The 25,334-nt window shown below is 71.0% G+C and carries 24 protein-coding genes; 20 read left to right on the top strand and 4 right to left on the bottom strand.

Going from position 1 to position 25,334, the window contains the following annotated elements:
- Nucleotides 1-144: 144 nt before the first annotated feature.
- The 6 genes from BLV01_RS01575 (at nucleotide 145) to galU (ending at nucleotide 5,961) form a co-directional block, all read left to right on the top strand.
- Nucleotides 145-447 (top strand): integration host factor subunit beta, encoded by a 303-nt coding sequence (locus BLV01_RS01575; RefSeq protein ID WP_057947915.1) that lies wholly within the window; start codon nucleotides 145-147, stop codon nucleotides 445-447.
- Between the two features lie 193 nt (nucleotides 448-640).
- Nucleotides 641-931, top strand: coding sequence for a LapA family protein (locus BLV01_RS01570; RefSeq protein ID WP_091793452.1), 291 nt, complete (start codon nucleotides 641-643; stop codon nucleotides 929-931).
- Between the two features lie 4 nt (nucleotides 932-935).
- Complete coding sequence (lapB, locus tag BLV01_RS01565) at nucleotides 936-2,114, top strand: lipopolysaccharide assembly protein LapB (RefSeq protein WP_091793451.1); 1,179 nt, start codon at nucleotides 936-938, stop codon at nucleotides 2,112-2,114.
- A gap of 3 nt (nucleotides 2,115-2,117) precedes the next feature.
- The gene (locus BLV01_RS01560) at nucleotides 2,118-3,089 is read left to right on the top strand and encodes an MraY family glycosyltransferase (protein WP_091793450.1); all 972 of its coding nucleotides are present in this window, start codon (nucleotides 2,118-2,120) and stop codon (nucleotides 3,087-3,089) included.
- Between the two features lie 59 nt (nucleotides 3,090-3,148).
- The gene (locus BLV01_RS01555) at nucleotides 3,149-5,059 is read left to right on the top strand and encodes a polysaccharide biosynthesis protein (protein ID WP_091793449.1); all 1,911 of its coding nucleotides are present in this window, start codon (nucleotides 3,149-3,151) and stop codon (nucleotides 5,057-5,059) included.
- Nucleotides 5,059-5,961: a UTP--glucose-1-phosphate uridylyltransferase GalU gene (gene galU / locus BLV01_RS01550; protein ID WP_078995787.1), complete on the top strand. Its 903-nt coding sequence runs from the start codon at nucleotides 5,059-5,061 to the stop codon at nucleotides 5,959-5,961. Before BLV01_RS01555 ends, galU begins: the two co-directional genes overlap by 1 nt.
- A 163-nt stretch (nucleotides 5,962-6,124) precedes the next feature.
- On the opposite strand, the gene BLV01_RS01545 is transcribed toward galU, so the two are convergent.
- Nucleotides 6,125-6,553 (bottom strand): hypothetical protein, encoded by a 429-nt coding sequence (locus BLV01_RS01545; protein ID WP_139178383.1) that lies wholly within the window; start codon nucleotides 6,551-6,553, stop codon nucleotides 6,125-6,127.
- 96 nt (nucleotides 6,554-6,649) lie between these two features.
- On the opposite strand from BLV01_RS01545, the gene BLV01_RS01540 reads away from it, so the two are divergent.
- From BLV01_RS01540 to BLV01_RS26555, 3 genes are all read left to right on the top strand, one after another.
- Nucleotides 6,650-7,945 carry an NAD(P)/FAD-dependent oxidoreductase gene (locus BLV01_RS01540; RefSeq protein WP_091793445.1) on the top strand — a complete coding sequence of 432 codons (1,296 nt, stop codon included), beginning with the start codon at nucleotides 6,650-6,652 and terminating at the stop codon, nucleotides 7,943-7,945.
- Nucleotides 7,942-8,307 carry a tRNA-binding protein gene (locus BLV01_RS01535; protein ID WP_091793443.1) on the top strand — a complete coding sequence of 122 codons (366 nt, stop codon included), beginning with the start codon at nucleotides 7,942-7,944 and terminating at the stop codon, nucleotides 8,305-8,307. The genes BLV01_RS01540 and BLV01_RS01535 overlap by 4 nt, the downstream gene beginning before the upstream one ends.
- A gap of 295 nt (nucleotides 8,308-8,602) precedes the next feature.
- Nucleotides 8,603-8,908 (top strand): hypothetical protein, encoded by a 306-nt coding sequence (locus tag BLV01_RS26555; RefSeq protein WP_217633426.1) that lies wholly within the window; start codon nucleotides 8,603-8,605, stop codon nucleotides 8,906-8,908.
- A 407-nt stretch (nucleotides 8,909-9,315) separates the two neighbouring features.
- Here the strand turns inward: BLV01_RS26555 and BLV01_RS01525 are convergent, their stop codons facing one another.
- The 3 genes from BLV01_RS01525 to BLV01_RS01515 all read right to left on the bottom strand — a co-directional run bounded on the left by BLV01_RS01525 (nucleotide 9,316) and on the right by BLV01_RS01515 (nucleotide 13,732).
- A complete protein-coding gene (locus BLV01_RS01525) occupies nucleotides 9,316-10,521 on the bottom strand; it encodes an acetyl-CoA C-acyltransferase (protein WP_091793439.1) in 1,206 nt (401 codons plus the stop codon).
- A gap of 27 nt (nucleotides 10,522-10,548) precedes the next feature.
- The gene (locus BLV01_RS01520) at nucleotides 10,549-12,924 is read right to left on the bottom strand and encodes a 3-hydroxyacyl-CoA dehydrogenase/enoyl-CoA hydratase family protein (protein WP_091793437.1); all 2,376 of its coding nucleotides are present in this window, start codon (nucleotides 12,922-12,924) and stop codon (nucleotides 10,549-10,551) included.
- Nucleotides 12,925-13,111: 187 nt separating this feature from the next.
- Nucleotides 13,112-13,732 carry a TetR/AcrR family transcriptional regulator gene (locus tag BLV01_RS01515; RefSeq protein WP_091793435.1) on the bottom strand — a complete coding sequence of 207 codons (621 nt, stop codon included), beginning with the start codon at nucleotides 13,730-13,732 and terminating at the stop codon, nucleotides 13,112-13,114.
- A 297-nt stretch (nucleotides 13,733-14,029) separates the two neighbouring features.
- Between BLV01_RS01515 and ndk the strand changes: the two genes are divergently transcribed.
- From ndk to aroQ, 11 genes are all read left to right on the top strand, one after another.
- Nucleotides 14,030-14,455: a nucleoside-diphosphate kinase gene (gene ndk, locus BLV01_RS01510; protein ID WP_091793433.1), complete on the top strand. Its 426-nt coding sequence runs from the start codon at nucleotides 14,030-14,032 to the stop codon at nucleotides 14,453-14,455.
- Between the two features lie 189 nt (nucleotides 14,456-14,644).
- Nucleotides 14,645-15,820 (top strand): dual-specificity RNA methyltransferase RlmN, encoded by a 1,176-nt coding sequence (gene rlmN, locus BLV01_RS01505; protein ID WP_175485777.1) that lies wholly within the window; start codon nucleotides 14,645-14,647, stop codon nucleotides 15,818-15,820.
- Entirely contained in the window at nucleotides 15,810-16,661 is an 852-nt protein-coding gene (gene pilW, locus BLV01_RS01500) for a type IV pilus biogenesis/stability protein PilW (protein ID WP_091793431.1), read from the top strand. The genes rlmN and pilW overlap by 11 nt, the downstream gene beginning before the upstream one ends.
- Complete coding sequence (locus BLV01_RS01495; RefSeq protein ID WP_091793429.1) at nucleotides 16,661-17,485, top strand: helix-turn-helix domain-containing protein; 825 nt, start codon at nucleotides 16,661-16,663, stop codon at nucleotides 17,483-17,485. Before pilW ends, BLV01_RS01495 begins: the two co-directional genes overlap by 1 nt.
- Nucleotides 17,486-17,650: 165 nt before the next feature.
- Nucleotides 17,651-18,280 carry a YfgM family protein gene (locus BLV01_RS01490; RefSeq protein WP_091793428.1) on the top strand — a complete coding sequence of 210 codons (630 nt, stop codon included), beginning with the start codon at nucleotides 17,651-17,653 and terminating at the stop codon, nucleotides 18,278-18,280.
- A complete protein-coding gene (bamB, locus tag BLV01_RS01485; protein ID WP_091793426.1) occupies nucleotides 18,280-19,524 on the top strand; it encodes an outer membrane protein assembly factor BamB in 1,245 nt (414 codons plus the stop codon). The genes BLV01_RS01490 and bamB overlap by 1 nt, the downstream gene beginning before the upstream one ends.
- Nucleotides 19,525-19,824: 300 nt before the next feature.
- Nucleotides 19,825-21,225: a ribosome biogenesis GTPase Der gene (gene der, locus BLV01_RS01480; RefSeq protein WP_091793424.1), complete on the top strand. Its 1,401-nt coding sequence runs from the start codon at nucleotides 19,825-19,827 to the stop codon at nucleotides 21,223-21,225.
- 239 nt (nucleotides 21,226-21,464) lie between these two features.
- Nucleotides 21,465-22,055, top strand: a complete 591-nt coding sequence (locus BLV01_RS01475) for a molybdenum cofactor guanylyltransferase (RefSeq protein ID WP_091793422.1) — start codon at nucleotides 21,465-21,467, stop codon at nucleotides 22,053-22,055.
- Nucleotides 22,056-22,161: 106 nt separating this feature from the next.
- A complete protein-coding gene (gene glp, locus BLV01_RS01470) occupies nucleotides 22,162-23,382 on the top strand; it encodes a molybdopterin molybdotransferase MoeA (protein WP_091793420.1) in 1,221 nt (406 codons plus the stop codon).
- Nucleotides 23,383-23,460: 78 nt separating this feature from the next.
- Nucleotides 23,461-24,597: a molybdopterin-synthase adenylyltransferase MoeB gene (gene moeB / locus BLV01_RS01465; protein ID WP_091793418.1), complete on the top strand. Its 1,137-nt coding sequence runs from the start codon at nucleotides 23,461-23,463 to the stop codon at nucleotides 24,595-24,597.
- 28 nt (nucleotides 24,598-24,625) lie between these two features.
- Nucleotides 24,626-25,189, top strand: a complete 564-nt coding sequence (aroQ, locus tag BLV01_RS01460; protein WP_091793416.1) for a gamma subclass chorismate mutase AroQ — start codon at nucleotides 24,626-24,628, stop codon at nucleotides 25,187-25,189.
- Nucleotides 25,190-25,334 lie beyond the last annotated feature (145 nt).

The following is a 25,334-nucleotide window of genomic DNA, read 5'->3' as shown; positions in this document are numbered from 1 at the left end:
GCCGCGTCCCGCAATCGGGACGAGACAGCGGGCCCGGCGGGCCGGCACGGCCGGAACGCGTCAGGGCCAGCGGCAGGGGATCGCGCGCGGCGCGAGGCCGCATCTTCACCAAAGACCTTTGCATAAGGCCAGGCAACACTGCGCATGACCAAGTCCGAGCTCATCGAGATCCTTTCCCAGCGTCAGGCCCACCTCAAGGGCGACGACGTGGATCTGGCGGTGAAAGCCTTGTTGGAAATGATGGGCGGCGCCCTGTCGGCCGGAGAGCGGATCGAAATCCGCGGCTTCGGCAGCTTCTCGCTGCACTACCGTCCGCCGCGCCTGGGCCGCAATCCCAAGACCGGCGAATCGGTCGCGCTGCCCGGCAAGCACGTGCCGCACTTCAAGCCCGGCAAGGAATTGCGCGAGCGCGTCAGCGGCGTGACCCCGCTGGACGAAGAAGGCTGAGTCGGCCGCCGCCGGCCACGACCGCGATCGCGCGGCGTGCGCGCGGCGCCTCGCCGACCCGCTGGCGGGCGAGGGCACGGGCCTTCGCGGCCGCCCGCAACCGCGATCCGTCGCCTCTACGCGCCCCTGCGTCGCGTCGGCTACTCTCTAGCCTGCCGCACGCGTCGCGCGTACACGAACCCCGGGAGTCCTCATGCGCCTGATCCGCGTACTCATCGCTGTGCTGTGCCTGGCCGCCGGAGCGGTCCTGGGCGCGCTCAACCGCCAGAGCGTCAGCATCGACCTGGGCTTCGGCTTCGTCCCGGCGACTTCGCTGGGCATCGTGCTGATCGTGTCGCTGCTGGCCGGCGCGCTGATCGGCGGGCTGGCGATCAGCGCCAGCGTGGTGCTGCCGCTGCGCCGCCGCCTCGCCCGCGCCGAGCGCGCGCGCGCCGACTCCGCCGCCGGCTCCGGCCTGCCGGCCGTCATCGCTGCCGAGAACTGAGCGCATGGAATTCATCAGTCAGTGGTTCTGGTTCTTCCTGTTGCTGCCGATCGCGGCGCTCAGCGGCTGGGTGATCGGCCGCCGCGGCGGCGAGCGCCACAGCGACAACCAGGTCAGCCACCTGTCCACCACCTACTTCCGCGGCCTGAACTACCTGCTCAACGAGCAGCCGGACAAGGCCATCGAGCTGTTCCTGCACATCGCCGAGCTCGACAAGGACACCTTCGAGACCCAGGTCGCGCTGGGCCACCTGTTCCGCCGCCGCGGCGAGGTCGACCGCGCGATCCGCCTGCACCAGGCGCTGGTGCAGCGCCCGGGCCTGAGCGACCAGCAGAAGGTGCAGGCGCTGCTGGCGCTGGGCGAGGACTACATGCGCTCGGGCCTGCTCGACCGCGCCGAGACCGTCTTCAGCGACCTGGTCGCGCTGGACATGCGCGCGCCGCTGGCGCTGCGCCACCTGATCGGCATCTACCAGGCCGAGCGCGACTGGGGCAAGGCGATCGAGAACGCGCAGCGCTTCGAAGCCGCCACCGGCGAGCCGATGGGCAAGCTGATCGCCCAGTTCGAATGCGAGCTGGCCGACCGCCACCGCGCCGCCGGCGACGCCCAGGCCGCGCGCGAGGCGGTCAAGCGCGCCTACGAGGCCGACGCCAACTCGGTGCGCGCGGGCATGCTCGAAGGCCGGATCGAAGTGGAGGCGGGCAACGACACCGCGGCGATCCGCGCGTTCGAGCGCGTCGCCCGCGCCGACCCGGACTACCTGCCCGAAGTGCTGCCGACGCTGCTGAGCTGCTACGAGCGCAACGGCGACCCGACCGGCGCGCGCGCGTTCCTGGCCGAGATGTGCGAGCACTACCGCGGCATCTCGCCGGTGCTGGCGCTGACCCGCATGGTCGAGGCCGAGGACGGCGTGCCGGCGGCGCGCGCCTACCTGGCGCGCCAGCTCAAGGACCGTCCGTCGGTGCGCGGCGAAGCGGCGCTGATCGACCTGACCCTGGCCGAGGGCGCCGATCCGCTGGCGACCCTGCACGACCTCAAGCACATCACCGACCAGTTGCTGGTGCGCAACCCGAGCTACCGCTGCAACCGCTGCGGCTTCGGCGCGCGCAGCCACCACTGGCAATGCCCGAGCTGCAAGGAGTGGGGCACGGTCAAGCCGCTGCTCAACTACGCGGTGGTCTGAGCGATGTGGGCGTGGCTCGCCATCCATGCCGTGCTGGCCGCGGCCGGTACTTGGCTGGCGCGCGCCTACGCGCTGCGCAGCCGTCTGATCGACCAACCCGGCGAGCGCCGCAGCCATAGCGTGGCGACGCCGCGCGGCGGCGGCATCGCCATCGTCATCGCGCTGCTGGCGGCGACCGTGTCGCTGGGGCTGAAGTTTCCCGCCTATGCGCCGCTGGCCCTGGCCTTCGGCCTGGGGCTGACCGCGATCGCGGCGATCGGCTGGGTCGACGACCACCGCCCGCTGTCGCCGTGGCTGCGCCTGGCCGTGCACATCCTTGCCGCGGCGCTGCTGGCGGCGGCGGTCTGGCACGCGCGCGGCGACCTGTGGCTGGCCCTGGGCGCCTTCGTGTTCGCGGTCGGGCTGACCAACGTGTGGAACTTCATGGACGGCATCGACGGCCTGGCGGCTTCGCAGGCAGCCCTGGTCGCGCTGGCCCTGGCCGGGTTCGGCGGCCCGGTCTGGAGCTGGCTGGCGCTGGCCCTGCTGGCGGCCTGCGCCGGGTTCCTGCCGTTCAACTTTCCGCGCGCGCGGATCTTCATGGGCGACGTCGGCAGCGGCGCGATCGGCTACGCCGTCGCCGGCCTCGGCGCCCTGGCCGCGACCGCCCAGGCCGAGCCGGCGCGGGCGCTGGTCCTGCTGATCCCGCTGGCCGCATTCATGGTCGATTCCAGCCTGACCCTGCTGCGCCGGGTGCGCCGCGGCGAGCGCTGGTGGACCCCGCACACCCAGCACGCCTACCAGGTCTGGGCGCGCCGGATGGGGCATGTCCGGGTCACCCTCGCCTATGCGATTTTCACGCTGCTGTCCCTAGTCTCGCTGCACCTTGTGACCGAAGTCCGGATCGGTTTCATGCTGTGTATGGGGGCCGGATGGTATATATCCGCCGCTTTTTTGTGGTGGCTGATCCAACGGACCGAGCGGTCCGCGCCGTGAGCGGCGGGGTCGGCGAGCGCACCGACCGAACTCAAAATTGATTTACAGGCGAGGCAGGAATGAGCTCATTGCGTGATCGACTCAAGAGCGGACTGCCGCGTCTGGCGGTGGTCGCGCACGATCTCGCGATGGTCTGGCTGGTCTGGCAAGCGCTGCACAAGCTGCGCTTCGGGGTCATCGCGCAACCGCCGCCGCTGCCGCTGTGGTCGACCGAGATCGCGCTGGTGCTGGCCGCGCAGGGCCTGGTGTTCTGGCAGGTCGGCCTGTACCGCGGGCTGTGGCGCTTCGCCGGCGTGCCCGACCTTTGGAACATCTTCAAGGCCTGCATGCTCGGCCTGTTCGCGATCGTGCTCGGGCTGTTCCTCTACAACCGCGTCGACCAGGTGCCGCGCACCGTGCTGGTGCTGTATCCGCTGGTGCTGATGGGCATGCTCGGCGCGCCGCGCCTGCTCTATCGCGCGTGGAAGGACAGCCGCATCGACAGCGTCAACGCGGTCTCGGTGCGGATCCTGATCCTCGGCGCCGGCCGCGCCGGCGAAGCGCTGGTGCGCGACCTGCGCCGCTTCGGCACCTACCACCCGATCGGTTTCCTCGACGACGCGGTGCGCCTGCGCGGCAGCAAGGTGCAGGGCGTGCCGGTGCTGGGCAAGGTCGAGGACGTGGCCGACATCGCCCGCGAGACCGCGGCCAAGCTGCTGGTGATCGCGATGCCCTCGGCCGACGCCAACGCGATGCAGCGCATCGTCATGGCCTGCGAGCGCACTGGCCTGCCGTTCCGCATGGTCCCGCGCCTGCAGGACGTGCTCGAAGGCCGTTCGCTGCCGGGCGAACTCAAGGAAGTCGCGATCGAGGACCTGCTCGGCCGCAAGCCGGTGCTGCCGGACTGGAAGGCGATCCGCGGCTGGCTCGGCGGACGCTCGGTGCTGGTCACCGGCGCCGGCGGTTCGATCGGTTCGGAACTGGTGCGCCAGTGCGCGCGCCACGGCGCCGGCCGCATCGCCCTGATCGAGATCGACGAACTGGCCCTGGTCACCACCGAGACCGCGCTGCGCCGCGACTTCCCCGACGTCGAATTCATCCCGGTGCTGGGCGATTGCGGCGACCGCGCGGTGATCGAGTACGCGCTCAAGCTGTCCGAACCCGACGCCGCCTTCCACGCCGCCGCCTACAAGCAGGTGCCGCTGCTGGAAGCGCAGTTGCGCGAAGCGGTGCGCAACAACGTGTTGTCCACCGAGACCGTCGCGCGCGCCTGCCGCGCCGCCGGGGTGGGCACCTTCGTGCTGATCTCCACCGACAAGGCGGTCGATCCGGTCAACGTGCTCGGCGCGACCAAGCGCCTGGCCGAAATGACCTGCCAGGCCCTGGCCGACCAGCGCAAGACCCGCTTCGTCACCGTGCGCTTCGGCAACGTGCTCGATTCGGCCGGCAGCGTGGTGCCGCTGTTCCGCGAACAGATCCGCGCCGGCGGCCCGGTCACCGTGACCGATCCGGAAGTGACCCGCTTCTTCATGACCATCCCCGAAGCCTGTCAGCTGATCCTGCAGGCCTCGGCGATCGGCACCCACGAAGCCATCTATACCCTGGACATGGGCGAGCCGGTGCCGATCCGCTTGCTGGCCGAGCAGATGATCCGCCTGGCCGGCAAGCAGCCGGGGCGCGACGTGGCCATCGTCTACACCGGCCTGCGTCCGGGCGAGAAACTGCACGAGACCCTGTTCCACGCCGACGAGCGCTACCGCCCGACCGTGCATCCCAAGATCCTGCAGGCCGAGCCGCGCGACGTGTCGGCCGCGACGCTGGAGCATTCGCTGCAGCAGCTGCGCGAGGCCTCGGTGCGCTACGACCGCGAAGCCCTCAGCGCCTTGCTGCGCGTCGCGGTTCCGGAGTTCCAGCCGATCGGTGAACATCCGGATTACAAGGAATCGGCTACCGTGGTGGCCTTTCCCGCCCGCAACGCCAGGAAGATTTGATGCCTGCACGCATCCGCAAGGCCGTGTTTCCCGTCGCCGGCCTCGGCACCCGTTTCCTCCCCGCGACCAAGACCGTGCCCAAGGAGATGCTGCCGATCATCGATCGGCCGCTGATCCAGTACGCGGTCGACGAGGCCATCGAGGCCGGTTGCGACACGCTGGTGTTCATCACCAACCGCTACAAGCATGCGGTCGCCGATTACTTCGACAAGGCCTACGAGCTCGAGCACAAGCTCGAACGCTCGGGCAAGACCGAGCAGTTGGAACTGATCCGCAACGTGTTGCCGCCGGGCGTGCGCGCGGTGTTCGTGACCCAGGCCGAAGCGCTGGGCCTGGGCCATGCGGTGCTGTGCGCCAAGGACGTGATCGGCAACGAGCCCTTCGCCGTGCTGCTGCCGGACGACCTGATCTGGAACCGCGGCGGCGCCGGCGCGCTCAAGCAGATGGCCGACGCGTCCGCCGCCAGCGGCGCCAGCACGATCGCCGTGCAGGACGTGCCGCGCGAGCAGACCGGCAGCTACGGCATCGTTGCGACTTCGAACTTCGACGCGCGCCAGGGCCGCATCACCGCCATCGTCGAGAAGCCCAAGCCCGAGGTGGCGCCGAGCAACCTCGCCGTGGTCGGCCGCTACGTGCTCAACCCGCGCATCTTCGAACTGCTGGAGAACACCACGCCGGGCGCCGGCGGCGAGATCCAGCTGACCGACGCGATCGCCACCCTGCTGCAGCAGGAGGCGGTCAACGCCTACCGCTTCCAGGGCACGCGTTTCGACTGCGGCACCCACATCGGCCTGATCGAGGCGACCATCCGCTACGCGCTCGACCACGAGAAGCTCAGCGACTCGGCGCGGCAGATGATGCAGAGCGCGCTCAACGAACTCGGCGTCGAAGACCTGGCCTGAGCCGCGCCGGTTCGCCGGCCGCCGGATTCGCCGCGATACCGGGCCGCCGCTGCGCGAGGAGCGGCGGCCTTTTCGTATGCGCAGGTCCGCCGCGCCCGCCGGGCGCCGGTTGCGCTGCGCTTCGTCGCGGGCCGGGCGCCGCCCTGGCGAACCGCGCCGGCGATTACCCCAGCCACGCCCACAACGCCAGCGCCGCCGCCACGCAGGCCGCGGCCGCGTACTGCGCCGACCGGCCCGCGCGCTCGCTGCGCGCCGCCCACGCGGCTGCGGCGGCGTCGCGCAGCACGCGCACGTCGCGGTAGGTCTTCCAGTCGCGCGGCGGGAAGCGCCGCTGTTCGCCGGCGGCGCGGCCCAGCCGGCGCAGGCCGCGGCCCCACAGCCACAGCGGCGCGGCCGGCGCCAGCGCCAATCCGGCCAGCGCGCGCCGCAGCCAGCGCCGCGCTTCGGCCGCATCGGCGGTGGCCACATGGGCCTGCACGTCGCGCAGCCAGCCGTGCAACTGCCACAGCGCCAGCGCGCAGCCGGCGGCGATGGCCAGCAGCAGCCACAGGCTGCGTCTGCGGTAGGCTAGGTCGGCACGGTGGATGTCCATCGTCAGGCTCGAATCCATCCTCGGTCGAACGGCCGCGCGGTCCCGCAGACCGGGTGCGGCGCGGGTTCGCCGCCATCAAAGCGCCGCGGGCCGTCCATGTCCATACTCGCCGACCACTACTACCGCGCCAGCCTCGACGCCGACCGCGCCTGGCCGGCGCTGGAGGAACCCACGCGCGCGCGGGTGTGCGTGATCGGCGGCGGCTTCGCCGGGCTCAACACCGCGCTCGGGCTGGCCGAACGCGGCGTCGGCGAGGTCGTGCTGCTGGAGGCGCAGCGGGTCGGCTACGGCGCGTCCGGGCGCAACGGCGGTTTCGTGTTCGGCGGTTTTTCGCGCGGCGAGGACGCGCTGCTGCGCGAACTCGGGCCGCAGCGTGCGAGGGCGCTGTACCAGGGCACGCTCGACGCGGTCGAACTGATCCGCGCGCGCATCCGCCGCTACGGCATCGACTGCGACGCCACCGAGGCCGGGGTGATCTGGGCCAACTGGTTCCGCGACCCCGAGGTGCTGCGCGCGCGCCAGCGCCTGCTGGCCGAGCATTTCGGCGTGGAATGGCAGTGGTGGCCGCGCGAGCGCCTGCGCGAACGCGTGCGCAGTCAGCGCTATCACGATGCGCTGTTCGAACCGCAGGCCTTCCACTTCCACCCGCTCAAGTACGCCCAGGGCCTGGCCGCGCAGGCGCAGGCGCGGGGCGTGCGCGTGCACGAGGGCTCGCCCGCGCTGTCGCTGGCGCGCGACGGCGAGGGCTGGCGGGTGCGCAGCGAGCGCGGCGAGGTCCGCGCCGAGCAGGTGGTGCTGGCCTGCGGCGGTTACCTGGCCGGACTGCGGCGCGAGGTCGACGCGGCGGTGATGCCGATCGCGACCTACGTCATGGTCACCCAGCCGCTGGGCGAACTGCTCGACAGCGCGCTGCAGACCCGCGCGGCGGTCTACGACAGTCGTTTCGCCTTCGACTACTATCGGCCCCTGCGCGACGGCCGCGTGCTGTGGGGCGGGCGCATCTCGGTGCGCGACCGTTCGCCGCGGCAGGTGCAGGCGCTGTTGTACCGCGACCTGCTGCGGGTGTTCCCGCAGCTGTCGGGCGTGCGCATCGACTATGCGTGGTCGGGCCTGATGAGTTACGCCCGCCACCAGATGCCGCAGGTCGGCCGCATCGGCGAGGGCCTGTGGCTGGCCCAGGCCTTCGGCGGCCACGGCGTCGCGCCGACCACGTTCGCCGGCGAACTGCTGGCCGCGGCCATCGCCGACGGCGACGAGCGCTGGCGCGAGTTGTCCGGCTATGGCGTGGTCTCGGCGTTCAAGCCCGCCGGGCTGGTCGCCGCGCAAACCAGCTACGCCTGGGCGCAGTTCAAGGATTGGTTCAAGGACAAGAGCGAGAGACGCGATCGATGAGCGAGAACGAACACGGCGCCGCACCGGCGCACGAACCGATCAGCTGGGGCGATTTCGAGAAAGTGGTGATCTGCGCCGGCACGGTGACCCAGGTCGAGGAATTCCCGCAGGCGCGCAAGCCGGCGTGGAAGCTGTGGGTCGACTTCGGCCCGTACGGGATACGCAAGACCAGCGCGCAGATCCGCCAGCTGTATTCGGCCGAGGCCCTGGTCGGGCGGCAGATCGTCGGGGTGATCAACTTTCCGCCCAAGCAGATCGGGCCGTTCGTGTCGGAGTTCCTGCTGACCGGTTTCCCGACGGACGAGGGCGTGGTGGTGACCGCGATCGAGCGGCCGGTGCCGAACGGGACGCGGTTGGCCTGAGGCGGGGCGGCGGCGCAGTGGAGCGGGGCGGCCTGAAGCGGCGAGGGTGGCCGTCGTTTGCGACGCAGGTCGGGGTTTCGCGGTCGCGGCTTGCACCGCCCCTACAGTCGGCGACGTCGCTACGAGCGCCCCTTGTAGGAGCGGCGCAAGCCGCGACCGCGAAACCGCACATTCGGCGCCGCTTCTGCGCACCTTCATTAAGTAAATTTAATCCGCCAAACACACCCCCGCGCGCAGCCCGGCGCTAGCATCCCCCTGCGACCCACCTTCCGGTCGTCCTTCAGGGAGTCTCGCCATGCGCCGCACGCTCGCCGTTTCGCTCGCTTCCGTCCTGCTGTCCCTGAGCCTGGGCGCGATCGCCGCGCCGCAGGCCGCGCCCGCCGCGCAGCCGGCCACCGCGACCAAGTCCGCGCCGGCGGCGATGCCCGCGGCCAAGCCCGCGTCCGCCGCCGCCACGGCCGCGCCCGCCAAGGCCGCCCCGGCCAAGGCCGCGACCGAACGCTGCCGCGACGCCAAGGGCAAGTTCATCGCCTGCGCCAAGAAGGCCGAGGCCACCCATTGCCGCGACGCCAAGGGCAAATTCACCGCCTGCCCGAAGTGAGCCTTGCCCGCGCGCGGCGACCCTAGCGCCGCGCGCCGGCCCGTTCCCGGCCGCCGCGACGCGGCGGCCGCGCTGCCATCGTTTTCGTCGTTCGCGCGCGCCTGTCTTGTGGGTGGCGTCGCGCGGCCCCCGGCGCACGGCCTAGCCCGGCGCCGGGGTTTTTGTTTTTCCGAATCCTCGCTCGCCCCCTGTAGGAGCGGCGCAAGCCGCGACCGCGCCAAGGCCGCCGCGACGAACGCTTGGCATGCCTTCGTCCGGCCAGCGGCCGATGCTCTTTCGCGCCGGCCGAGTCTTCGCCGCGATTGCGTTGGCGCGCTCGCGGCTTGCGCCGCTCCTGCAGGCGGCTTCCGCGGCAACAAAAAACCCCGGGAATTCCCGGGGTTTTTTGCGTTCGACGCAGCGGGCGCTTACAGCGCTTCGAAAATCCCCGCCGCGCCCATGCCGGTGCCGATGCACATCGTCACCAAGCCGTACTTCTGCTTGCGGCGCTGCAGGCCGTGCACGATGGTCGCGGTGCGGATCGCGCCGGTGGCGCCGAGCGGGTGGCCGAGCGCGATCGCGCCGCCGAGCGGGTTGACCTTGGACGGGTCGAGTTCGCTGTCGCGGATCACCGCCAGCGCCTGCGCGGCGAAGGCTTCGTTGAGCTCGATCCAGTCGAGCTGGTCCTTGCTCAGGCCGGCCTGCTTGAGCGCCTTCGGGATCGCGGCGATCGGGCCGATGCCCATCACTTCCGGGCGCACGCCGGCGACGGAGAAGCTGACGAAACGCGCCAGCGGGGTCAGGCCGTAGTCCTTCACCGCCTGGCCCGAGGCCAGCAGGATCGCCGCGGCGCCGTCGCTCATCTGCGAGCTGTTGCCGGCGGTGACGGTGCCGCCGAACTGGCCGTTGCGGAACACCGGCTTGAGCTTGGCCAGGCCTTCGGCCGAGGTGTCGGCGCGCGGGCCTTCGTCGTTCTCGACCAGCAGCTGGCGCAGCTTGATCGCGTTCGACGACAGGTCGGGCACGTGCGAGATCACCTCATAGGGCGTGATCTCGCGCTTGAACTCGCCGGCGGCCTGCGCCGCCAGCGCCTTGAGGTGCGAAGCGGCGGCGAACGCGTCCTGCTCCTCGCGCGAGACCTTCCACTCCTCGGCGACCTTCTCGGCGGTGATGCCCATGCCGTAGGCGATGGCGACGTGGTCGTCCTTGAACACCGACGGCGACAGCGCGACCTTGTTGCCCATCATCGGCACCATCGACATCGACTCGGTGCCGCCGGCCAGGACCAGGTCGGCGTTGCCCAGGCGGATCTCGTTGGCCGCCAGCGCCACGGCCTGCAGGCCGGAGGAGCAGAAGCGGTTGACGGTCTGCGCGGCGACGGTGTCGGGCAGGCCGGCCAGCAGCACGCCGATGCGCGCCACGTTCATGCCTTGCTCGCCCTCGGGCATGGCGCAGCCGATGATGGCGTCGTCGATGCGGCTCAGGTCGATGCCCGGCGCCTGCGCGACCACGGCCTTGAGCACGTGGGCGAGCATGTCGTCGGGACGGGTGTTGCGGAACACGCCGCGCGGAGCCTTGCCGACCGGGGTGCGGGTGGCGGCGACGATGTAGGCGTCTTGGATTTGCTTGGTCATCTCGATTAGTCCTATGTCGTCGTCGGCTTAGTTGCGCAGCGGCTTGCCGGTCTTGAGCATGTGCGCGATGCGTTCCTGGGTCTTGGGCATCTGCGCCAGGGCGACGAAATGCTCGCGTTCGAGCTTGAGCAGCCATTCCTCGTCGACCAGCGCGCCGCGGTCGACTTCGCCGCCGCAGATCACGGTGGCGATGCGGCTGGCGATCTCGTAGTCGTGCGGGGAGATGAAGCGGCCTTCGAGCATGTTCACCAGCAGCATCTTGAAGGTGGCGATGCCGACGTCGCCGGCGGCCTGGATGCGCCGTGCCGGCAGCGGCGGGCGGTAGCCGGCCTCGGCCAGGCCGCGCGCCTGCGCCTTGGCGGCGTGCAGCAGCTCGAACGCGTTGAACACGACGATGTCGTCCTGGCGGGCGAGCTTGAGCTCGCGCACTTCGAACGCCGAGGTCGCGACCTTGCCCATCGCCACGCTTTCGAACGCGGTCTTCAGGTGGGCGAACACGTCGCCGCCCGGACCGGCCGCATCGGACGCGCGCACCGCCAGCTCCTTGAGCCCGCCGCCGGCCGGCAGCAGGCCGACGCCGGCCTCGACCAGGCCGACATAGCTTTCCAGCGCGAACACCGCGCGCGCCGAATGCATCTGGAACTCGCAGCCGCCGCCGAGCGCGAGCCCGCGCACCGCCGCGACCACCGGCACCAGCGAGTACTTGATGCGCTGGCTGGTGGCCTGGAAGTTGGCGACCATCGCCTCGAAGCCCTTGATGTCGCCGGCCTGCAGCAGGCCGAGCGCGCCGGACAGGTCGGCGCCGGCCGAGAACGGCTCCTTCGGCTGCCAGATCACCACGCCCTTGAACTTCTTCTCGGCGATGCCGATGGCTTCTTGAATCCCGTTGAGCACATGGTCGTTGACCGTGTGCATCTTGGTCTTGAAGCTGATCACCGCGATGTCGTCGCCGTCGTCGGCCCACAGGCGGATGCCGTCGTTCTCGAACACGGTCTGGCCCTGCGAGAATTTCTCGCCGAGCAGCGCGTCGGGGAAGCGCTGGCGCGCGTACACCGGATTCGACGAACGCGGCACCTGCGCGCCGCGGCCCGGGCTGTAGCTGCCCTTGCCGTCGTGCACGCCCTCGCGGCCGTCGAACACCCAGTTCGGCAGCGGCGCGCTGGCCATGGCCTTGCCGGCGACGATGTCCTCGGCGATCCAGTCGGCGACCTGCTTCCAGCCGGCGGCCTGCCAGGTCTCGAACGGGCCCAGCGACCAGCCGTAGCCCCAGCGCATGGCGAAGTCGACGTCGCGCGCGGTGTCGGCGATGGATTCCAGGTGATAGGCGCTGTAGTGGAAGGTGTCGCGGAACGCCGCCCACAGGAACTGCGCCTGCGGGTTCTGGCTGGCGCGCAGCGCGGCGAACTTCTTGGCCGGGTCCTTCTCCTTCAGCATCGCCGCGACCTCGGGATCGAGCTCGCCGGCGGAGACGCGGTAGTCCTGCGCCTTCAGGTCCAGGACCAGGATGTCCTTGCCCTTCTTGGTGTAGAAGCCGGCGCCGGCCTTCTGCCCCAGCGCGCCCTTCTCGACCAGCGCGCTCAGCCACTTGGGCGCCTTGAAGTACGAGTGCCACGGGTCGTCGGGCAGGGTGTCGGCCATGGTCTTGATGACGTGGGCCATGGTGTCCAGGCCGACCACGTCGGCGGTGCGGTAGGTCGCCGACTTCGGCCGGCCGATCGCCGGGCCGGTCAGCGCGTCGACCGTGTCGAAGCCCAGGCCGAACTGCTCGGTGTGGTGCATCGCGGCCAGCATCGAGAACACGCCGATGCGGTTGCCGATGAAGTTCGGGGTGTCCTTGGCGATCACCACGCCCTTGCCGAGGGTGGTGGTCAGGAAGGTTTCCAGGCCTTCCAGCACCGCCGCGTCGGTGGTCTTGGCCGGGATCAGCTCGGCCAGGTGCATGTAGCGCGGCGGGTTGAAGAAGTGCACGCCGAGGAAGCGGTGGCGCAGCTGCTCGGGCAGCACCTCGGCGAGCTTGTTGATGCCCAGGCCGGAGGTGTTGGAGGCCAGCACGGCGTGCTCGGGCACGTAGTCGGCGATCTTCTTGTACAGGTCCTGCTTCCAGTCCATGCGCTCGGCGATGGCCTCGATCACCAGGTCGCAGCCGCGCAGCTGTTCCAGGCCGGTGTCGTAGTTGGCCGCGGTCAGGCGTTCGGCCAGGGTCTTGCTCGCCAGCGGCGCCGGGCTCAGCTTGGCCAGGTTGGCGATGGCCTTGTTGACGATGCCGTTGGGGTCGCCATCTTTGGCGGCCAGGTCGAACAGGACCGTGTCGACGCCGGCGTTGGTCAGGTGCGCGGCGATCTGGGCGCCCATGACGCCGGCGCCGAGGACCGCGGCGCGGCGGACTAGCAATTGGTTGGACATCGTCTACAACTCCTTGAAGGAATAGAGATTCGCGAGCGGGCTGGGACAGTGCGCTGCACGAAGCGGCTTCAGGTAACGCGGGAATGGTGGGTGGCGGGGAATCCGGCGGCGGGGGAGGTTCGGGACCGGGGCCGGGTTCGCGGCCGTCCGGCGGCGCGGCCCCCGCCGGGGCCGGCGCCTGCGCCGCTCAGCTCTTGAAGCCGGCGGCGGCGAAGCGGATCAGTTCGCGCGCGGCGCGTTCACGGTGCGCCTGTTCGGTGACACCGGCGGGACGCTTGATCAGGCCGAAGTCGGCCATCGCATAGGTCAGCGAGCCGGCCAGGAAGTCCAGGCGCCAATACAGTTCCTCCTTGCTCAGCCCCGGCACCGCGGTGGCGATGGCCTTGGCGAACTCGCGCAGGACGTGGCCGTAGTGGTCGGACAGGAACTTGCGCAGGCTGTCGTTCTTCTCGGCGTAGGCGCGGGCGATGACCCGGACGAAGGCGCCGCCGCCGTTGCGGTCCTGGGCCAGGGCCAGGGCGGGTTCGACGAAGGCGGCCAGGATCGGCTCCAGTTCGCCCGGATGCTCGGCCAGGGCGGCCTTGAGCGCGCTCAGGCGCTGCGCGGTCATCTCGTCCATGCGCCGGCGGAACACCTCGTTGACCAGGTTTTCCTTGCTGCCGAAGTGGTAGTTGACCGCGGCGATGTTGACGTCGGCGCGGCTGGTGACCTGGCGCAGCGACGTGCCGGTGAAGCCGAACTGGGCGAACAACTCCTCGGCGGCGCCGAGAATGCGGTCCTTGGTCGAGAAATGGGCGGTGCTGGACATGCGGACGGGCGGCTCCGGGACGCGGCCAGGGGTGGCCATGAATCAAACGCTTGTTTGATGCTAGTCCGGGCGCCGGGCCGCGGTCAATCCGGTGGCGTATGTCGGGCCGCCGACGGCGGCGAACGGCAAAGCCGGGCAGGGCGGGAAATCGCCGCGTCGGCCGTCGCGCCCACTCCCGAATCGCCGCGCTTGCATGTAGAATTACCGCAGCCATATCGGCTAAACCCGCGTCCCGTCGCGGGTTTTCTGTTATTCTCAGGGCCGACCGCAAGCGGCCCGCCTACCCGGAGAGATTCCATGGCGCTGGAGCGCACCCTGTCCATCATCAAGCCCGACGCCGTCGCCAAGAACGTGGTCGGCGAGATCTACACCCGCTTCGAGAAGGCCGGCCTCAAGGTCGTCGCCGCCAAGATGAAGCACCTGTCGAAGCAGGAAGCGGAAGGTTTCTACGCCGTCCACCGCGAACGTCCGTTTTTCGCCGCGCTGGTCGAGTTCATGATCAGCGGCCCGGTGATGATCCAGGCGTTGCAGGGCGACAACGCCGTGCTCAAGCACCGCGACCTGATGGGCGCCACCAACCCGAAGGACGCCGCGCCGGGCACCATCCGCGCCGACTTCGCCGACAGCATCGACGCCAACGCCGTGCACGGTTCGGACAGCCTGGAGAACGCCGCGATCGAGATCGCGTACTTCTTCCCGGCCACCGACGTCTACGCGCGCTGATCGCCAGGCGCTGAGCGCAGCAGCAAACACGAGACCGCAGTGAACGATATCCGCGACAACATCGACGCCCCTTCCGCCGCCGACGCGCAGGCCGCAGGGAACGAGCCCATCGACGCCGTGCGCGTCGATGCGGCCGCGGACGCCGTCGCAGCGGTTCCGGCCACGGCGGCGGCCAAACCCGCCGCCGCCGTGCCCGACAACGGCAAGACCAACCTGTTCGACCTCGACCGCACCCAGCTCGAGGATTTCTTCGAACAGACCCTGGGCGAGAAGCGCTACCGCGCGCACCAGGTGATGAAGTGGATCCACCACCGCTACGTCACCGACTTCGCCGAAATGACCGACCTGGGCAAGGCGCTGCGCGCCAAGCTCGAGGCGAACGCGCAAGTGCGCGCGCCGATGGTCGTGTTCGACAAGCCCTCCACCGACGGCACCCACAAGTGGCTGCTCGGCATGGACCCGAAGAACGCGATCGAGGCGGTGTACATCCCCGACAAGGGCCGCGGCACGCTGTGCGTGTCCTCGCAGGTCGGCTGCGCGCTCAACTGCCAGTTCTGCTCGACCGCGACCCAGGGCTTCAACCGCAACCTGTCCACCGCCGAGATCATCGGCCAGGTGTGGGTCGCGGCGCGCCACCTCGGCAACGTCCCGCACCAGCAGCGCCGCCTCACCAACGTGGTGATGATGGGCATGGGCGAGCCGCTGGCGAACTTCGACAACGTCGTGCGCGCGATGAGCATCATGCGCGACGACCTCGGCTACGGCCTGGCCAACAAGCGCGTGACCCTGTCGACCGCCGGCATGGTGCCGATGATCGACAAGCTCGGCGAAGTGTCCGACGTGTCGCTGGCGGTGTCGCTGCACGCGCCCAACGACGAGCTGCGCAGCGAGCTGGTCCCGCTGAACAAGAAATACCCGATCGCCGTGCTGATGGAGGCCTGCGTGCGCTACGCGCTGCGCAAGCGCGGCACCTCGGTGACGTTCGAATACACCCTGATGAAGGGCGTCAACGACCAACCGCAGCACGCGCGGCAACTGGTGCGGCTGCTGCGCCAGTTCGACAACGCGGTGCAGATGAAGGACGCGGCCAAGGTCAACCTGATTCCGTTCAACCCGTTCCCCGGCACCCGTTTCGAGCGCCCGGACGACGCGGCCATCCGCGCCTTCCAGAAGCTGCTCAACGAGTCCGGCATGATCGCGCCGGTGCGGCGCACCCGCGGCGACGATATCGACGCCGCCTGCGGCCAGCTCAAGGGCCAGGTGCTGGACCGCACCCGGCGCCAGGCCGAGTTCCGCAAGCGCCTGCAGGCGCAGGGCCTCGACCAGGACGCGGGCCGCGGCGGGGAGATCGGCGATGCCGCTTGACCGGCCGATCCGTTCGGCCCGCGCCCGCCTACTCGGCGGCCTGGTCCTGTCCGCGCTGGTGCTGGCCGGCACCGCCGCCTGCAATCGCCTGACCTTCATCAAGCCCAACCTGGAGCGCCGCGGCTCCGACTCGAGCGGCCCCACCTTCGACTTCAAGAACGACCAGCGCGGCTCGAGCGGGCAGGCCGCCGCGACCTCGCGGGTGCTGGCCGCGCAGCGTTACGTGCAGGCCGGCCAGGACGCCAAGGCGCGCGAGGAACTGCGCCAGGCGCTCAAGCTCGACCCGAAGTCGGCCGAGGCCTACAGCGTGATGGCGGTGATGGCCGAACGCGACGGCAAGAGCGCCGAAGCCGGCGGCTACTACCGCAAGGCCGCCGAACTGGCGCCGGAACGCGGCGCGGCGCTCAACAACTACGCGGTGTGGCTGTGCGCCAACCGGCAGCCGGGCCAGGCGCTGGGCTATTTCGACCGCGCCCGCGTCGACCCGTCCTACACCGACCTGGCCGTGCTGCTGGCCAACAGCGGCGCCTGCGCCGACCGCGCCGGCGAGGGCGACCGCGCCGAGCGCGAACTGCGCCAGGCGCTGTCGCTGGAGCCGGAGAACGCCACCGCGCTGAGCGCGATGGCCGCGCGCCAGTTGCGCCTGGGCAAGGCCTTCGAGGCGCGCGCATTTTCTGAACGCCGTCTGGCCGTTGAGCCTATTTCAGCTGAAGCGCTGATGACTGCGTCACAAATCGAAGAAAAACTCGGCGACAGGGCTGCCGCCGCGAGATACGTTCAGCGAATGAGGGCGGAGTTCCCTGACGCGCAGGGCTCCGAATCGGGGGATGGCGGTAAGTGATGATGCAGTCGAACGAATTCGCGCCTGAAGTCGGCGGAAGCTGCGGCGCGCGTCTGAAACAGGCTCGCGAAGCGGCGGGGCTGTCGATCGAAGACGTGGCCGCGAAGCTCAAGATGCCCGCGCGCGCGATCCAATCGCTGGAGCACGACGACTTCGCCCGCATCGGCGCGCCGGTGTTCGTGCGCGGCCAGTTGCGCAGCTACGCGCGCCTGCTCGGGGTCGACCTGGAAGAGCAGTTGGTCGGCAGTCCGATCGCCTCGACCGCGCCGTCGGAGCTGGTCAGCCACACCCACACCCCGCGCTACCGCCGGGTGTTCGAACAGACCACCCGCCGCGCCGTCTACATCGTCATGACCGCGGCGATCGCGGTGCCGATCTGGATCGCCACCCGCCATCCGGCCGGCAACAGCGCGGTGCAGTCGCTGGACATGGCCGCATTGCCGGCCGGCGCCGATGCGGCGCAGTCCGCGCGCCCGGCCAGCGAGCCGCCGCAGCGCACCCCGGTGATCGCCTCGATCGGCCCGAGCCTGCCGCCGGCCGCGCCGGCCGCGTCCGCGCCGCAGGCGCTGACGTTCAAGTTCAGCGGCGACAGCTGGGTGCAGATCGTCGGCAACGACGGCCGCAAGCTCGAGGAAGGCATCCTCGGCGCCGGCCAGGAACGCAGCTACGCGCCTGGCGAAGTCGCCAACGTCCGCCTCGGCAACACCTCGGCGGTGCAGGTGCTCAACGCCGGCCAGCCGGTCGATCTGACGCCGTTCAGCCGCGCGAACGTGGCGCGCTTTACGCTATCCTCTGACGGTTCCCTCGCGCCGGTCTCCGACTGACCCGCGCCGCGGGTCCGCGAACGTTCCGTTCCAGGTTTCCGACCGGCCGCGCTGCGGCCGGTTTTCCCGACCTGATTCCGGCCTGTTTCCTTCATGGCCCGTTCGGCCCGTTTGCCGCGCTGCGCGCGGCGTCGGGCCGTCCAGGCAGCATAACCACGGCGCATCATGGCGATAGACGACCTGCTCGACGAACACGAACAAAGCGAACGCGTGCTGTCCTGGCTGCGCGCCAACGGCGCCGGCCTGATCGGCGGCATCGCCCTGGGCCTGGCCGCGATCGGCGGCTGGAAGTGGTGGGGCAACCACCAGGTCGAGCAGAACGCGCAGGCCTCCGCCCAGTACCAGTCCGCGGTCGATGCGGTCCAGTCCAAGGACAAGGCCGCCGAGGCCAAGGTCAAGGCGCTGCCGGACGGCATGTACCGCACCCTGGCCGCGCTGGAGCTGGCCAAGCAGCAGGTCGAGGCCAACCAGGGCGCCGCCGCCATCGCCACCCTGCGCGGAATCAAGACCGACGACGCCGCGATGGCCGGGATCGTCTCCCAACGCCTGGCGCGTCTGCTGGTCGAGACCAAGCAGCCGGCCGAGGCGCTGAAGCTGCTGGCCCAGTCCACCCAGCCGCTGGCGATCGAGGTGCGCGGCGACGCGCAGCTCGCGCTCGGCAAGCAGGACCTGGCGCGCAAGGAATACACCGACGCGCTGGCCAAGCTCGACGAAGCCTCGCCGCGCCGCCGCCTGCTCGAACTCAAGCTCACCGAAGCCGGCGGTACGCCGGTCAAGCCCGAGGCCAAGTCTTAATGATCCAAGCCCAGAAAAGGTCTCACGGCGGCGCCTTCGTGCGCGTCGCCGCCACCGCCGCGTTGTTCGCGTTCGCCCTGAGCGGATGCTCGACGGTCAAGGGCTGGTTCGGCGGCAAGAAGAAGGACGACGGCAAGCCCAACGAGCCGACCGAACTGGTCGACTTCACCGCCAGCGTCAAGGTCGACAAGATCTGGTCGGTCAACGCCGGCAAGGGCGAGGACTACATCGGCGTGCGCCAGTCTCCGGCGGTGGCCGACGGCCGCGTCTACGCCGCGGCGATCAAGGGCGGCGTGCACGCCTACGACCTGCAGACCGGCAAGGAAGTCTGGCACTTCGTGCCGACCCGCAAGGACAAGAAGGACCGCGAGAAGAAGGACAAGGAAATCCGCCTGTCCGGCGGTCCCGGCGCCGGCGACGGCCTGGTCGTGGTCGGCGGCCTCGATGGCGAAGTGATCGCCCTCGACGCGGCCACCGGCACACAGAAGTGGACCGCCAGCGTTCCCAACGAAGTGATCGCCGCGCCGACCATCGGCCTGGGCATGGTGTTCGTGCGCTCCAACGACGGCCGCGTCACCGCCTTCGACGCCGCCAACGGCGAGCGCCGCTGGTTCTGGAACCGCGACGTGCCGATCCTGTCGCTGCGCGGCAACAGCTCGCCGACGCTGGGTCCGGGCTATGTGTTCGTCGGCAACGACGACGGCACCGTCAGCGCGCTCGCCGCCAGCGACGGCCGTTCCACCTGGGACGTCCCGGTGGGGCAGCCCGACGGCCGCAGCGAGCTCGACCGCATGGCCGACATCGACGGCGCCCCGGTGCTGGAAGGCTCGGTGCTGTACGCGACCAGCTTCAAGAAGCAGACCGTGGCGATCGACGCGCCGAGCGGCCGGCCGATGTGGGTCAGCGAGCACGGCGGCGCCGGCCGCCTGGGCGTGGCCAGCGACAAGCTGATCGTCGCCGACCCGGCCGGCACCGTGTTCGGCCTGGACAAGACCAGCGGCGCCGCGCTGTGGTCGCAGCCCTCGCTGGCGCGCCGCGACCTGACCGGCGCGGCGGTGCAGGGCGATTACGCCGTGGTCGGCGACTTCGACGGCTACGTGCACTGGATGAAGCTGTCGACCGGCGAGTTCGCCGCCCGCGCCCGCGCCGGCCGCAAGCCGCTCAAGGCCGCCCCGGTGGTGGTCGACGGCATCGCGATCGTGCAGAGCATCAAGGGCGAGCTGACCGCGTTCAAGCTGCAGTAAGCGCAGGGAACCGGGAACGAGGGCAGGGGAAAGGCGGCGACGCCGCGCCCCCGACGCCTCTCCCGGCGTCCTGAAGCATCGCGGCCCGGGCGGCGTTGAGCCGTTCCGGGCCGTTCGTTTGCGGCGCGGCGGCCGGTTCGCCGGCCGTGCCGGCGCCGCCGGCGAAGCGGGCGCGAAGGCAGCTTCGCGCCCGCTCTGGCACTATGGCGGCGTTTGCGCCCGTGGCCCGCCGGCCCGTACGCGGCGCGCCGCCCGCGTCGCCCGTTTCCCATTCCCCTCATTCCCGGTTCCAAAACCATCATGCTTCCGCTAGTCGCCCTCGTTGGCCGCCCCAACGTCGGGAAATCCACCCTGTTCAACGCGCTCACGCGCAGCCGCGACGCGCTCGTCCACGACGAGCCGGGCGTCACCCGCGATCGCCACTACGGCGTGTGCCGGCCCGAGGGCCAGCGCGCGTTCGCGGTGGTCGACACCGGCGGCATCGCCGGCGAGGAGCAGGGCCTGGCCGGCGCCACCGCGCGCCAGGCGCGCGCCGCGGCCGAGGAGGCCGACCTGGTGCTGTTCGTGGTCGACGGCCGCGAAGGCGCCTCGGCCCTGGACGACGAGATCCTGGCTTGGCTGCGCAAGACCGCGCGGCCGACCCTGCTGGTGGTCAACAAGACCGACGGCCTCGACGCGCGCGAGGCGATCAACGACTTCGCCCGCTACGGCATCCGCGACGCCGTCGCGATCTCCTCGGCGCACCGCCAGGGCCTGGACGAACTGCTGGCCGAGGTGATGGCGCGCGTGCCCGAGGAGGGCGCGACGACCGAACTGGACAACGACCCCAACCGCATCCGCGTGGCCTTCATCGGCCGCCCGAACGTGGGCAAGTCGACCCTGGTCAACCGCCTGCTCGGCGAGGAGCGGATGATCGCCTCCGAAGTGCCGGGCACCACCCGCGATTCGGTCGCGGTCGACATGGAGCGCGACGGCCGCCTGTACCGGCTGGTCGATACCGCCGGCGTGCGGCGCAAGTCCAAGGTCGAGGAAGCGGTCGAGAAGTTCTCGATCATCAAGACCCTGCAGGCGATCGAGCAGTGCCAGGTCGCGGTGGTCATGCTCGACTGCACCGAGGGCGTGACCGACCAGGACGCCAGCGTGCTGGGCTACGCGCTCGACGCCGGCCGCGCGCTGGTGGTCGCGGTCAACAAGTGGGACGGGCAGACCGAGTACCAGCGCCAGCAGACCGAGAACCTGCTCAAGCGCAAGCTCGCCTTCGTCGAGTGGGCCGAGCCGGTGCGCATCAGCGCCAAGCACGGCTCGGGCCTGAAGGAACTGTTCGCGGCGATCCACCGCGCGCACGCCTCGGCCACCACCGAGATCGGCACCAGCGAGGTCACCAAGGCGATGGAAATCGCCTACGAGACCAACCCGCCGCCGGTGGTGCGCGGGCACGTCGCCAAGCTGCGCTTCGCCCATCCGGCCGGGATCAACCCGCCGACCTTCGTCGTCCACGGCACCCGCCTGCGCACCCTCAGCGACAGCTACAAGCGCTACCTGGAGAACTTCTTCCGCAAGCGCTTCAAGCTGGTCGGCACGCCGGTGCGGTTCGTGTTCAAGGAAGGCAGCAACCCGTACGAAGGCAAGAAGAACGTGCTGACCGAGCGGCAGGTGGCGAAGAAGAAGCGCTTGATACGGCATGTGAAGCGCGGGAAGTAAGCGCGGCGGTTGGTTCGGCTCGCTTCGCCGACGACGGCGAAGTCAAGATGGATTCCGGTTTTCGCCGGAATGACGGATTGGAGGTTGCGCCTCCACTTCCCGTCATTCCGGCGAAAGCCGGAATCCATTTTGACTTTGCGTTCCCATCAACGTCCCGGCGCCGGACGGCACCGCCGACGCCAGCGCCGATGCCGCCGAGCGCGCACAATGGCGCCTCCCCCAGTTCCGCCGCGCACCGCATGCCCATCGCTCCCGCCGATCTGACCCTCGGCCTGCTCGCCGGCGGCCGCGCCACCCGGCTGGGCGGGCGCGACAAGGCCTGGCTGCGGCGCGACGGCGAATTCCAGGTGCTGCGCCTGGCGCAAGCGTTCGCGCCGCGCGCCGGGCAAACCCTGGTCAGCGCCAATCGCGACTTGCCGCGCTACGCCCAACACGGCCTGCGCGCCGTCGCCGACCGCAGCCCCGATCTCGGCCCGCTCGGCGGCCTGGACGCGCTGGCCGCGGCGGCCGCGACGCCGTGGCTGCTGACGGTGCCGGTCGACGCGCTCCAGGCCGGGCCCTGGCTGCTGGACGCGCTCGCCGCCGTCCAGGCCGGGCAGGGCGCCTACGCGGTCGACGACGACGGCGTGCAGCCGTTGTTCGCGCTGTGGCCGCTGGCGCCGCTGCGCGCCGCGCTGGCGCCGGCGCTGGCCGAACGGCGGCTGGCGGTGCGCGCGTTGCAAGCCGGGATCGGCATGGCCGCGGCACCGCTCGCTGGCCTACGCTTGGGCAACCTCAACACGCCCGCCGATCTGGCCGCGGCCGGCATCCTCGCCGACCCGCCGGCGTGATCGTCCGTCCCGCCCGACGCCGGCCCGCCGGCGCGGTCGTCCGTCCCGCGCGGTGCCGGCCGGTTTCCGTCCCGGCTTCGCCGCGCACCGCACCCAAGAGCCCGCCATGACCGATTTCCCCACCGGCCTGCTGTTCGACGAGGCCATGGCCCTGACCGCCGAGGTCGCCGCCGCGCACCGCCTCGAGATCGAGCACCCGGCGCTGTCGCGCTGCCACGGCCGCGTGCTCGCCCAGGACGTGGTCGCGCCGCTGTCGTTGCCGCCGTTCGACAACAGCGCGATGGACGGCTTCGCCCTGCGCCATGCCGACCTGCACGGCGATCAGACCGCGTTGCGCCTGGTCGGCGAGCAGTTCGCGGGCGTCGCGCTGGAGCTGGCGCTGGGCGCCGGCGAGTGCGCGCGCATCACCACCGGCGCGCCGCTGCCCGTCGGCGCCGACACGGTCGCGATCAAGGAGAACGTGCGCGTCGACGGCGCGCAGGTGTGGGTGCCGCCGGCCAAGCGCGGCCACCACGTGCGCTACGCCGGCGAGGACGTGAGCGCCGGCGAGACCGTGCTGCGCGCCGGGCAGGCGCTGACGCCGGCGCGGGTGTCGCTGGCCGCCTCGCTGGGCCTGTCCTCGCTGCCGGTACGGCGCAAGCCGACGGTGGCGGTGTTCACCAGCGGCGACGAACTGGTCGAGCCGGGCATGCCGCTGCAGCGCGGGCAGATCTACGACAGCAACCGCGAACTGCTGATGGGCCTGCTGCGCGCCGACGGCCTGGAGCCGACCGCGTGGCCGCGCCTGCCCGACGATCCCCGGCAGGTCGAGATCGCGTTGCGCGACGCCGCCTGCGCCTTCGATCTGGTGTTCACCTGCGGCGCGGTGTCGGCCGGCGAGAAGGACCATATCCCGGCGGTGCTGGCGCAGTTCGGCCGCATCCATTTTTGGAAGGTGAAGATGCGCCCGGGCATGCCGCTGCTGCTGGCGAGCATGGACCAGGCGCGGTTCCTCGGCCTGCCGGGCAATCCGGTGTCGGTGTTGGCGACCTACCTGAGTTTCGGCCGCGCGGCGATCGACGGCCTGCAAGGGCGCGTGGAGCCGCGGCCGACGCTGCGCGCGCGGGTGGTCGGCGGGATCGAGAAGAGCCATCCGCGCCGCGAGTTCGTGCGCGCGCGGCTGCGCAGCGACGAGGACGGGGTGTTGTGGGTCGATCCGAACCCGGCCACCGCCTCGCACCGGCTGCGCGCGGCGGCGGATTCGAATGCTTTGATGGTGGTGCCGGAGGGGCCGCAGCAGTTGGCGGAGGGGGCGGTGGTGGAGGTTTGGCCTTACGCGTTGGGGTGAGGGCCACCCGCCAACCCCCGCAACACTGCATCCCCGTCCACGTCCGCCGTGCCGGCCGCGAAAGCGGATAATCCCCGCATGAGCATCGAACAGATTTCCCCCGCGCAGGCGCGCGCCCGCCAGCAGGCCGGCGCGGTCCTGATCGACGTGCGCGAGGCGCACGAGCGCGCGACCGGGCAGGCCGAACATGCGCTCGGCGTGGCCAAGGACGCGCTCGAAGCCGATCCCGCCGCCACCGTCGCCGACCGCGACGCGCCGATCCTGCTGATCTGCCAGAGCGGCGCGCGTTCGCTGCGCGCCGCGCAAACCTTGATAGAGGCCGGCTACACCCACGTGGCCTCGGTCGACGGCGGCACCGCGCGCTGGATCGCCGAGGGCCTGCCGCTGGCGCAGTTGCGCCAGTCCGCCGACGAGCTCGATTTCTACGACCGCTATTCGCGCCACCTGCGCCTGCCCGAGGTCGGCGAAGCCGGCCAGCGCAAGCTGCAGGCCGCGCGCGTGGCGATGGTCGGCGCCGGCGGGCTGGGTTCGCCGGCGGCGTTCTACCTGGCCGCGGCCGGCATCGGCACGCTGGTGCTGGCCGACGACGACGTGGTCGACCGCAGCAACCTGCAGCGGCAGATCCTGCACACCGAAGCGCGCATCGGCATGTCCAAGGTCGAGTCGGCGAAGATCGCGCTGCAGGCGCTCAATCCGCGGCTGCGGGTGGAGACCTTCGCCGAGCGCATCGCCTCCGGCAACGTCGAGCGATTGATCGGCGCGGCCGACGTGGTGTTCGACGGCGCCGACAACTTCCCGGTGCGCTACCTGCTCAACGATGCCTGCGTGAAGCTGGCCAAGCCGCTGGTGTACGGCGCGATCCACCGTTTCGAAGGGCAGGTCAGCGTGTTCGACGCCGGCCGCCATCGCGGCCAGTGCCCGTGCTACCGCTGCCTGTTCCCCGAGCCGCCGCCGCCGGAAGCCGCGCCCAACTGCGCCGAGGCCGGCGTGCTCGGCGTGCTGCCGGGCGTGATCGGGCTGGTGCAGGCGACCGAAGTGGTCAAGCTGATCCTCGGCCTGGGCGAATCGCTGGCCGGGCGGCTGCTGCATTTCGATGCGCTGGGCATGCGCTTTCGCCAGACCCGGTTGCGGCCGGACCCGGAGTGTCCGGTGTGCGCGGCGGGCCGCGCGTTTCCGGGCTATATCGATTACCAGGCGTTCTGCGCCGCGCCGTGAGCGCGGCCCGCGGCCAGGAGGCGGAACCATGCGAACGCACTCCATAAGCACCGGCCGGTCCGCGCTCGCCGCGCTCGCGCTGCTGGCGGCGGTCCTGCCGGCGGCGGCGCAATCGCAGGCGGCGCCCGGCTTCGACCCTATCGCCGACCTCAGCGCGCAGCGCCTGTTGCTGGCCGACGAAGTGGCGGCGAGCAAGCGCGCCTCGGGCAAGCCGGTCGAGGACGCGCAGCGAGAGGGCGAGCAACTGGCGCGGGTGCGCGAACAAGCGGCGGCGCGTGCGTTGCCGCCCGAACCGTCGGCGGCGTTCTTCCGCGCGCAGATGGAAGCCAACAAGCTGGTGCAGTACCGGCTGCTGGCCGAGCCGGCGCGCGCCGGCCCGGCGGTCGACCTGGCGCCGGTGCGGACGAAGCTGGACGCGATCAACGCGCAGTTGCTGGACGCGCTGCCGGCCGCGCTGGCGCAGGCGCGCGGGCAGGATTGCGAGCGGCGCGCGTACGCCGCGCGCAAGCGTGCGGCGAAACGGTATCGGCTGGACGAACTGCATCGCACCGCGCTGGCGCGTGCGTTCGGGGATTTGTGCCGGTTGCCTTGAGGCCGGGGCGGGCAACGGCAACGGCGTAATGGATTCGGGCTTGCGCCGCAATGGCGGCGAAAGCGCGCTGCGCCGTCGCGGCTTGCGCGCGCGGATGGCCCTGCGCGCGGCTTACGGCGCCGACGATCCGGCGCCGTGGTCGTGC

This window comes from Lysobacter sp. yr284 (assembly GCF_900107375.1).
Classification (GTDB): Bacteria; Pseudomonadota; Gammaproteobacteria; order Xanthomonadales; family Xanthomonadaceae; genus Lysobacter.
This window is presented reverse-complemented; position numbering and strand designations above follow the sequence as displayed.

Coding starts and splice junctions, on each gene's coding strand:
- BLV01_RS01575 (WP_057947915.1), top strand. CDS start 145: ATGACCAAGTCCGAGCTCATCGAGATCCTTTCCCAGCGTCAGGCCCAC.
- BLV01_RS01570 (WP_091793452.1), top strand. CDS start 641: ATGCGCCTGATCCGCGTACTCATCGCTGTGCTGTGCCTGGCCGCCGGA.
- lapB (WP_091793451.1), top strand. CDS start 936: ATGGAATTCATCAGTCAGTGGTTCTGGTTCTTCCTGTTGCTGCCGATC.
- BLV01_RS01560 (WP_091793450.1), top strand. CDS start 2,118: ATGTGGGCGTGGCTCGCCATCCATGCCGTGCTGGCCGCGGCCGGTACT.
- BLV01_RS01555 (WP_091793449.1), top strand. CDS start 3,149: ATGAGCTCATTGCGTGATCGACTCAAGAGCGGACTGCCGCGTCTGGCG.
- galU (WP_078995787.1), top strand. CDS start 5,059: ATGCCTGCACGCATCCGCAAGGCCGTGTTTCCCGTCGCCGGCCTCGGC.
- BLV01_RS01545 (WP_139178383.1), bottom strand. CDS start 6,553: ATGGACATCCACCGTGCCGACCTAGCCTACCGCAGACGCAGCCTGTGG.
- BLV01_RS01540 (WP_091793445.1), top strand. CDS start 6,650: ATGTCCATACTCGCCGACCACTACTACCGCGCCAGCCTCGACGCCGAC.
- BLV01_RS01535 (WP_091793443.1), top strand. CDS start 7,942: ATGAGCGAGAACGAACACGGCGCCGCACCGGCGCACGAACCGATCAGC.
- BLV01_RS26555 (WP_217633426.1), top strand. CDS start 8,603: ATGCGCCGCACGCTCGCCGTTTCGCTCGCTTCCGTCCTGCTGTCCCTG.
- BLV01_RS01525 (WP_091793439.1), bottom strand. CDS start 10,521: ATGACCAAGCAAATCCAAGACGCCTACATCGTCGCCGCCACCCGCACC.
- BLV01_RS01520 (WP_091793437.1), bottom strand. CDS start 12,924: ATGTCCAACCAATTGCTAGTCCGCCGCGCCGCGGTCCTCGGCGCCGGC.
- BLV01_RS01515 (WP_091793435.1), bottom strand. CDS start 13,732: ATGTCCAGCACCGCCCATTTCTCGACCAAGGACCGCATTCTCGGCGCC.
- ndk (WP_091793433.1), top strand. CDS start 14,030: ATGGCGCTGGAGCGCACCCTGTCCATCATCAAGCCCGACGCCGTCGCC.
- pilW (WP_091793431.1), top strand. CDS start 15,810: ATGCCGCTTGACCGGCCGATCCGTTCGGCCCGCGCCCGCCTACTCGGC.
- BLV01_RS01495 (WP_091793429.1), top strand. CDS start 16,661: ATGATGCAGTCGAACGAATTCGCGCCTGAAGTCGGCGGAAGCTGCGGC.
- BLV01_RS01490 (WP_091793428.1), top strand. CDS start 17,651: ATGGCGATAGACGACCTGCTCGACGAACACGAACAAAGCGAACGCGTG.
- bamB (WP_091793426.1), top strand. CDS start 18,280: ATGATCCAAGCCCAGAAAAGGTCTCACGGCGGCGCCTTCGTGCGCGTC.
- der (WP_091793424.1), top strand. CDS start 19,825: ATGCTTCCGCTAGTCGCCCTCGTTGGCCGCCCCAACGTCGGGAAATCC.
- BLV01_RS01475 (WP_091793422.1), top strand. CDS start 21,465: ATGCCCATCGCTCCCGCCGATCTGACCCTCGGCCTGCTCGCCGGCGGC.
- glp (WP_091793420.1), top strand. CDS start 22,162: ATGACCGATTTCCCCACCGGCCTGCTGTTCGACGAGGCCATGGCCCTG.
- moeB (WP_091793418.1), top strand. CDS start 23,461: ATGAGCATCGAACAGATTTCCCCCGCGCAGGCGCGCGCCCGCCAGCAG.
- aroQ (WP_091793416.1), top strand. CDS start 24,626: ATGCGAACGCACTCCATAAGCACCGGCCGGTCCGCGCTCGCCGCGCTC.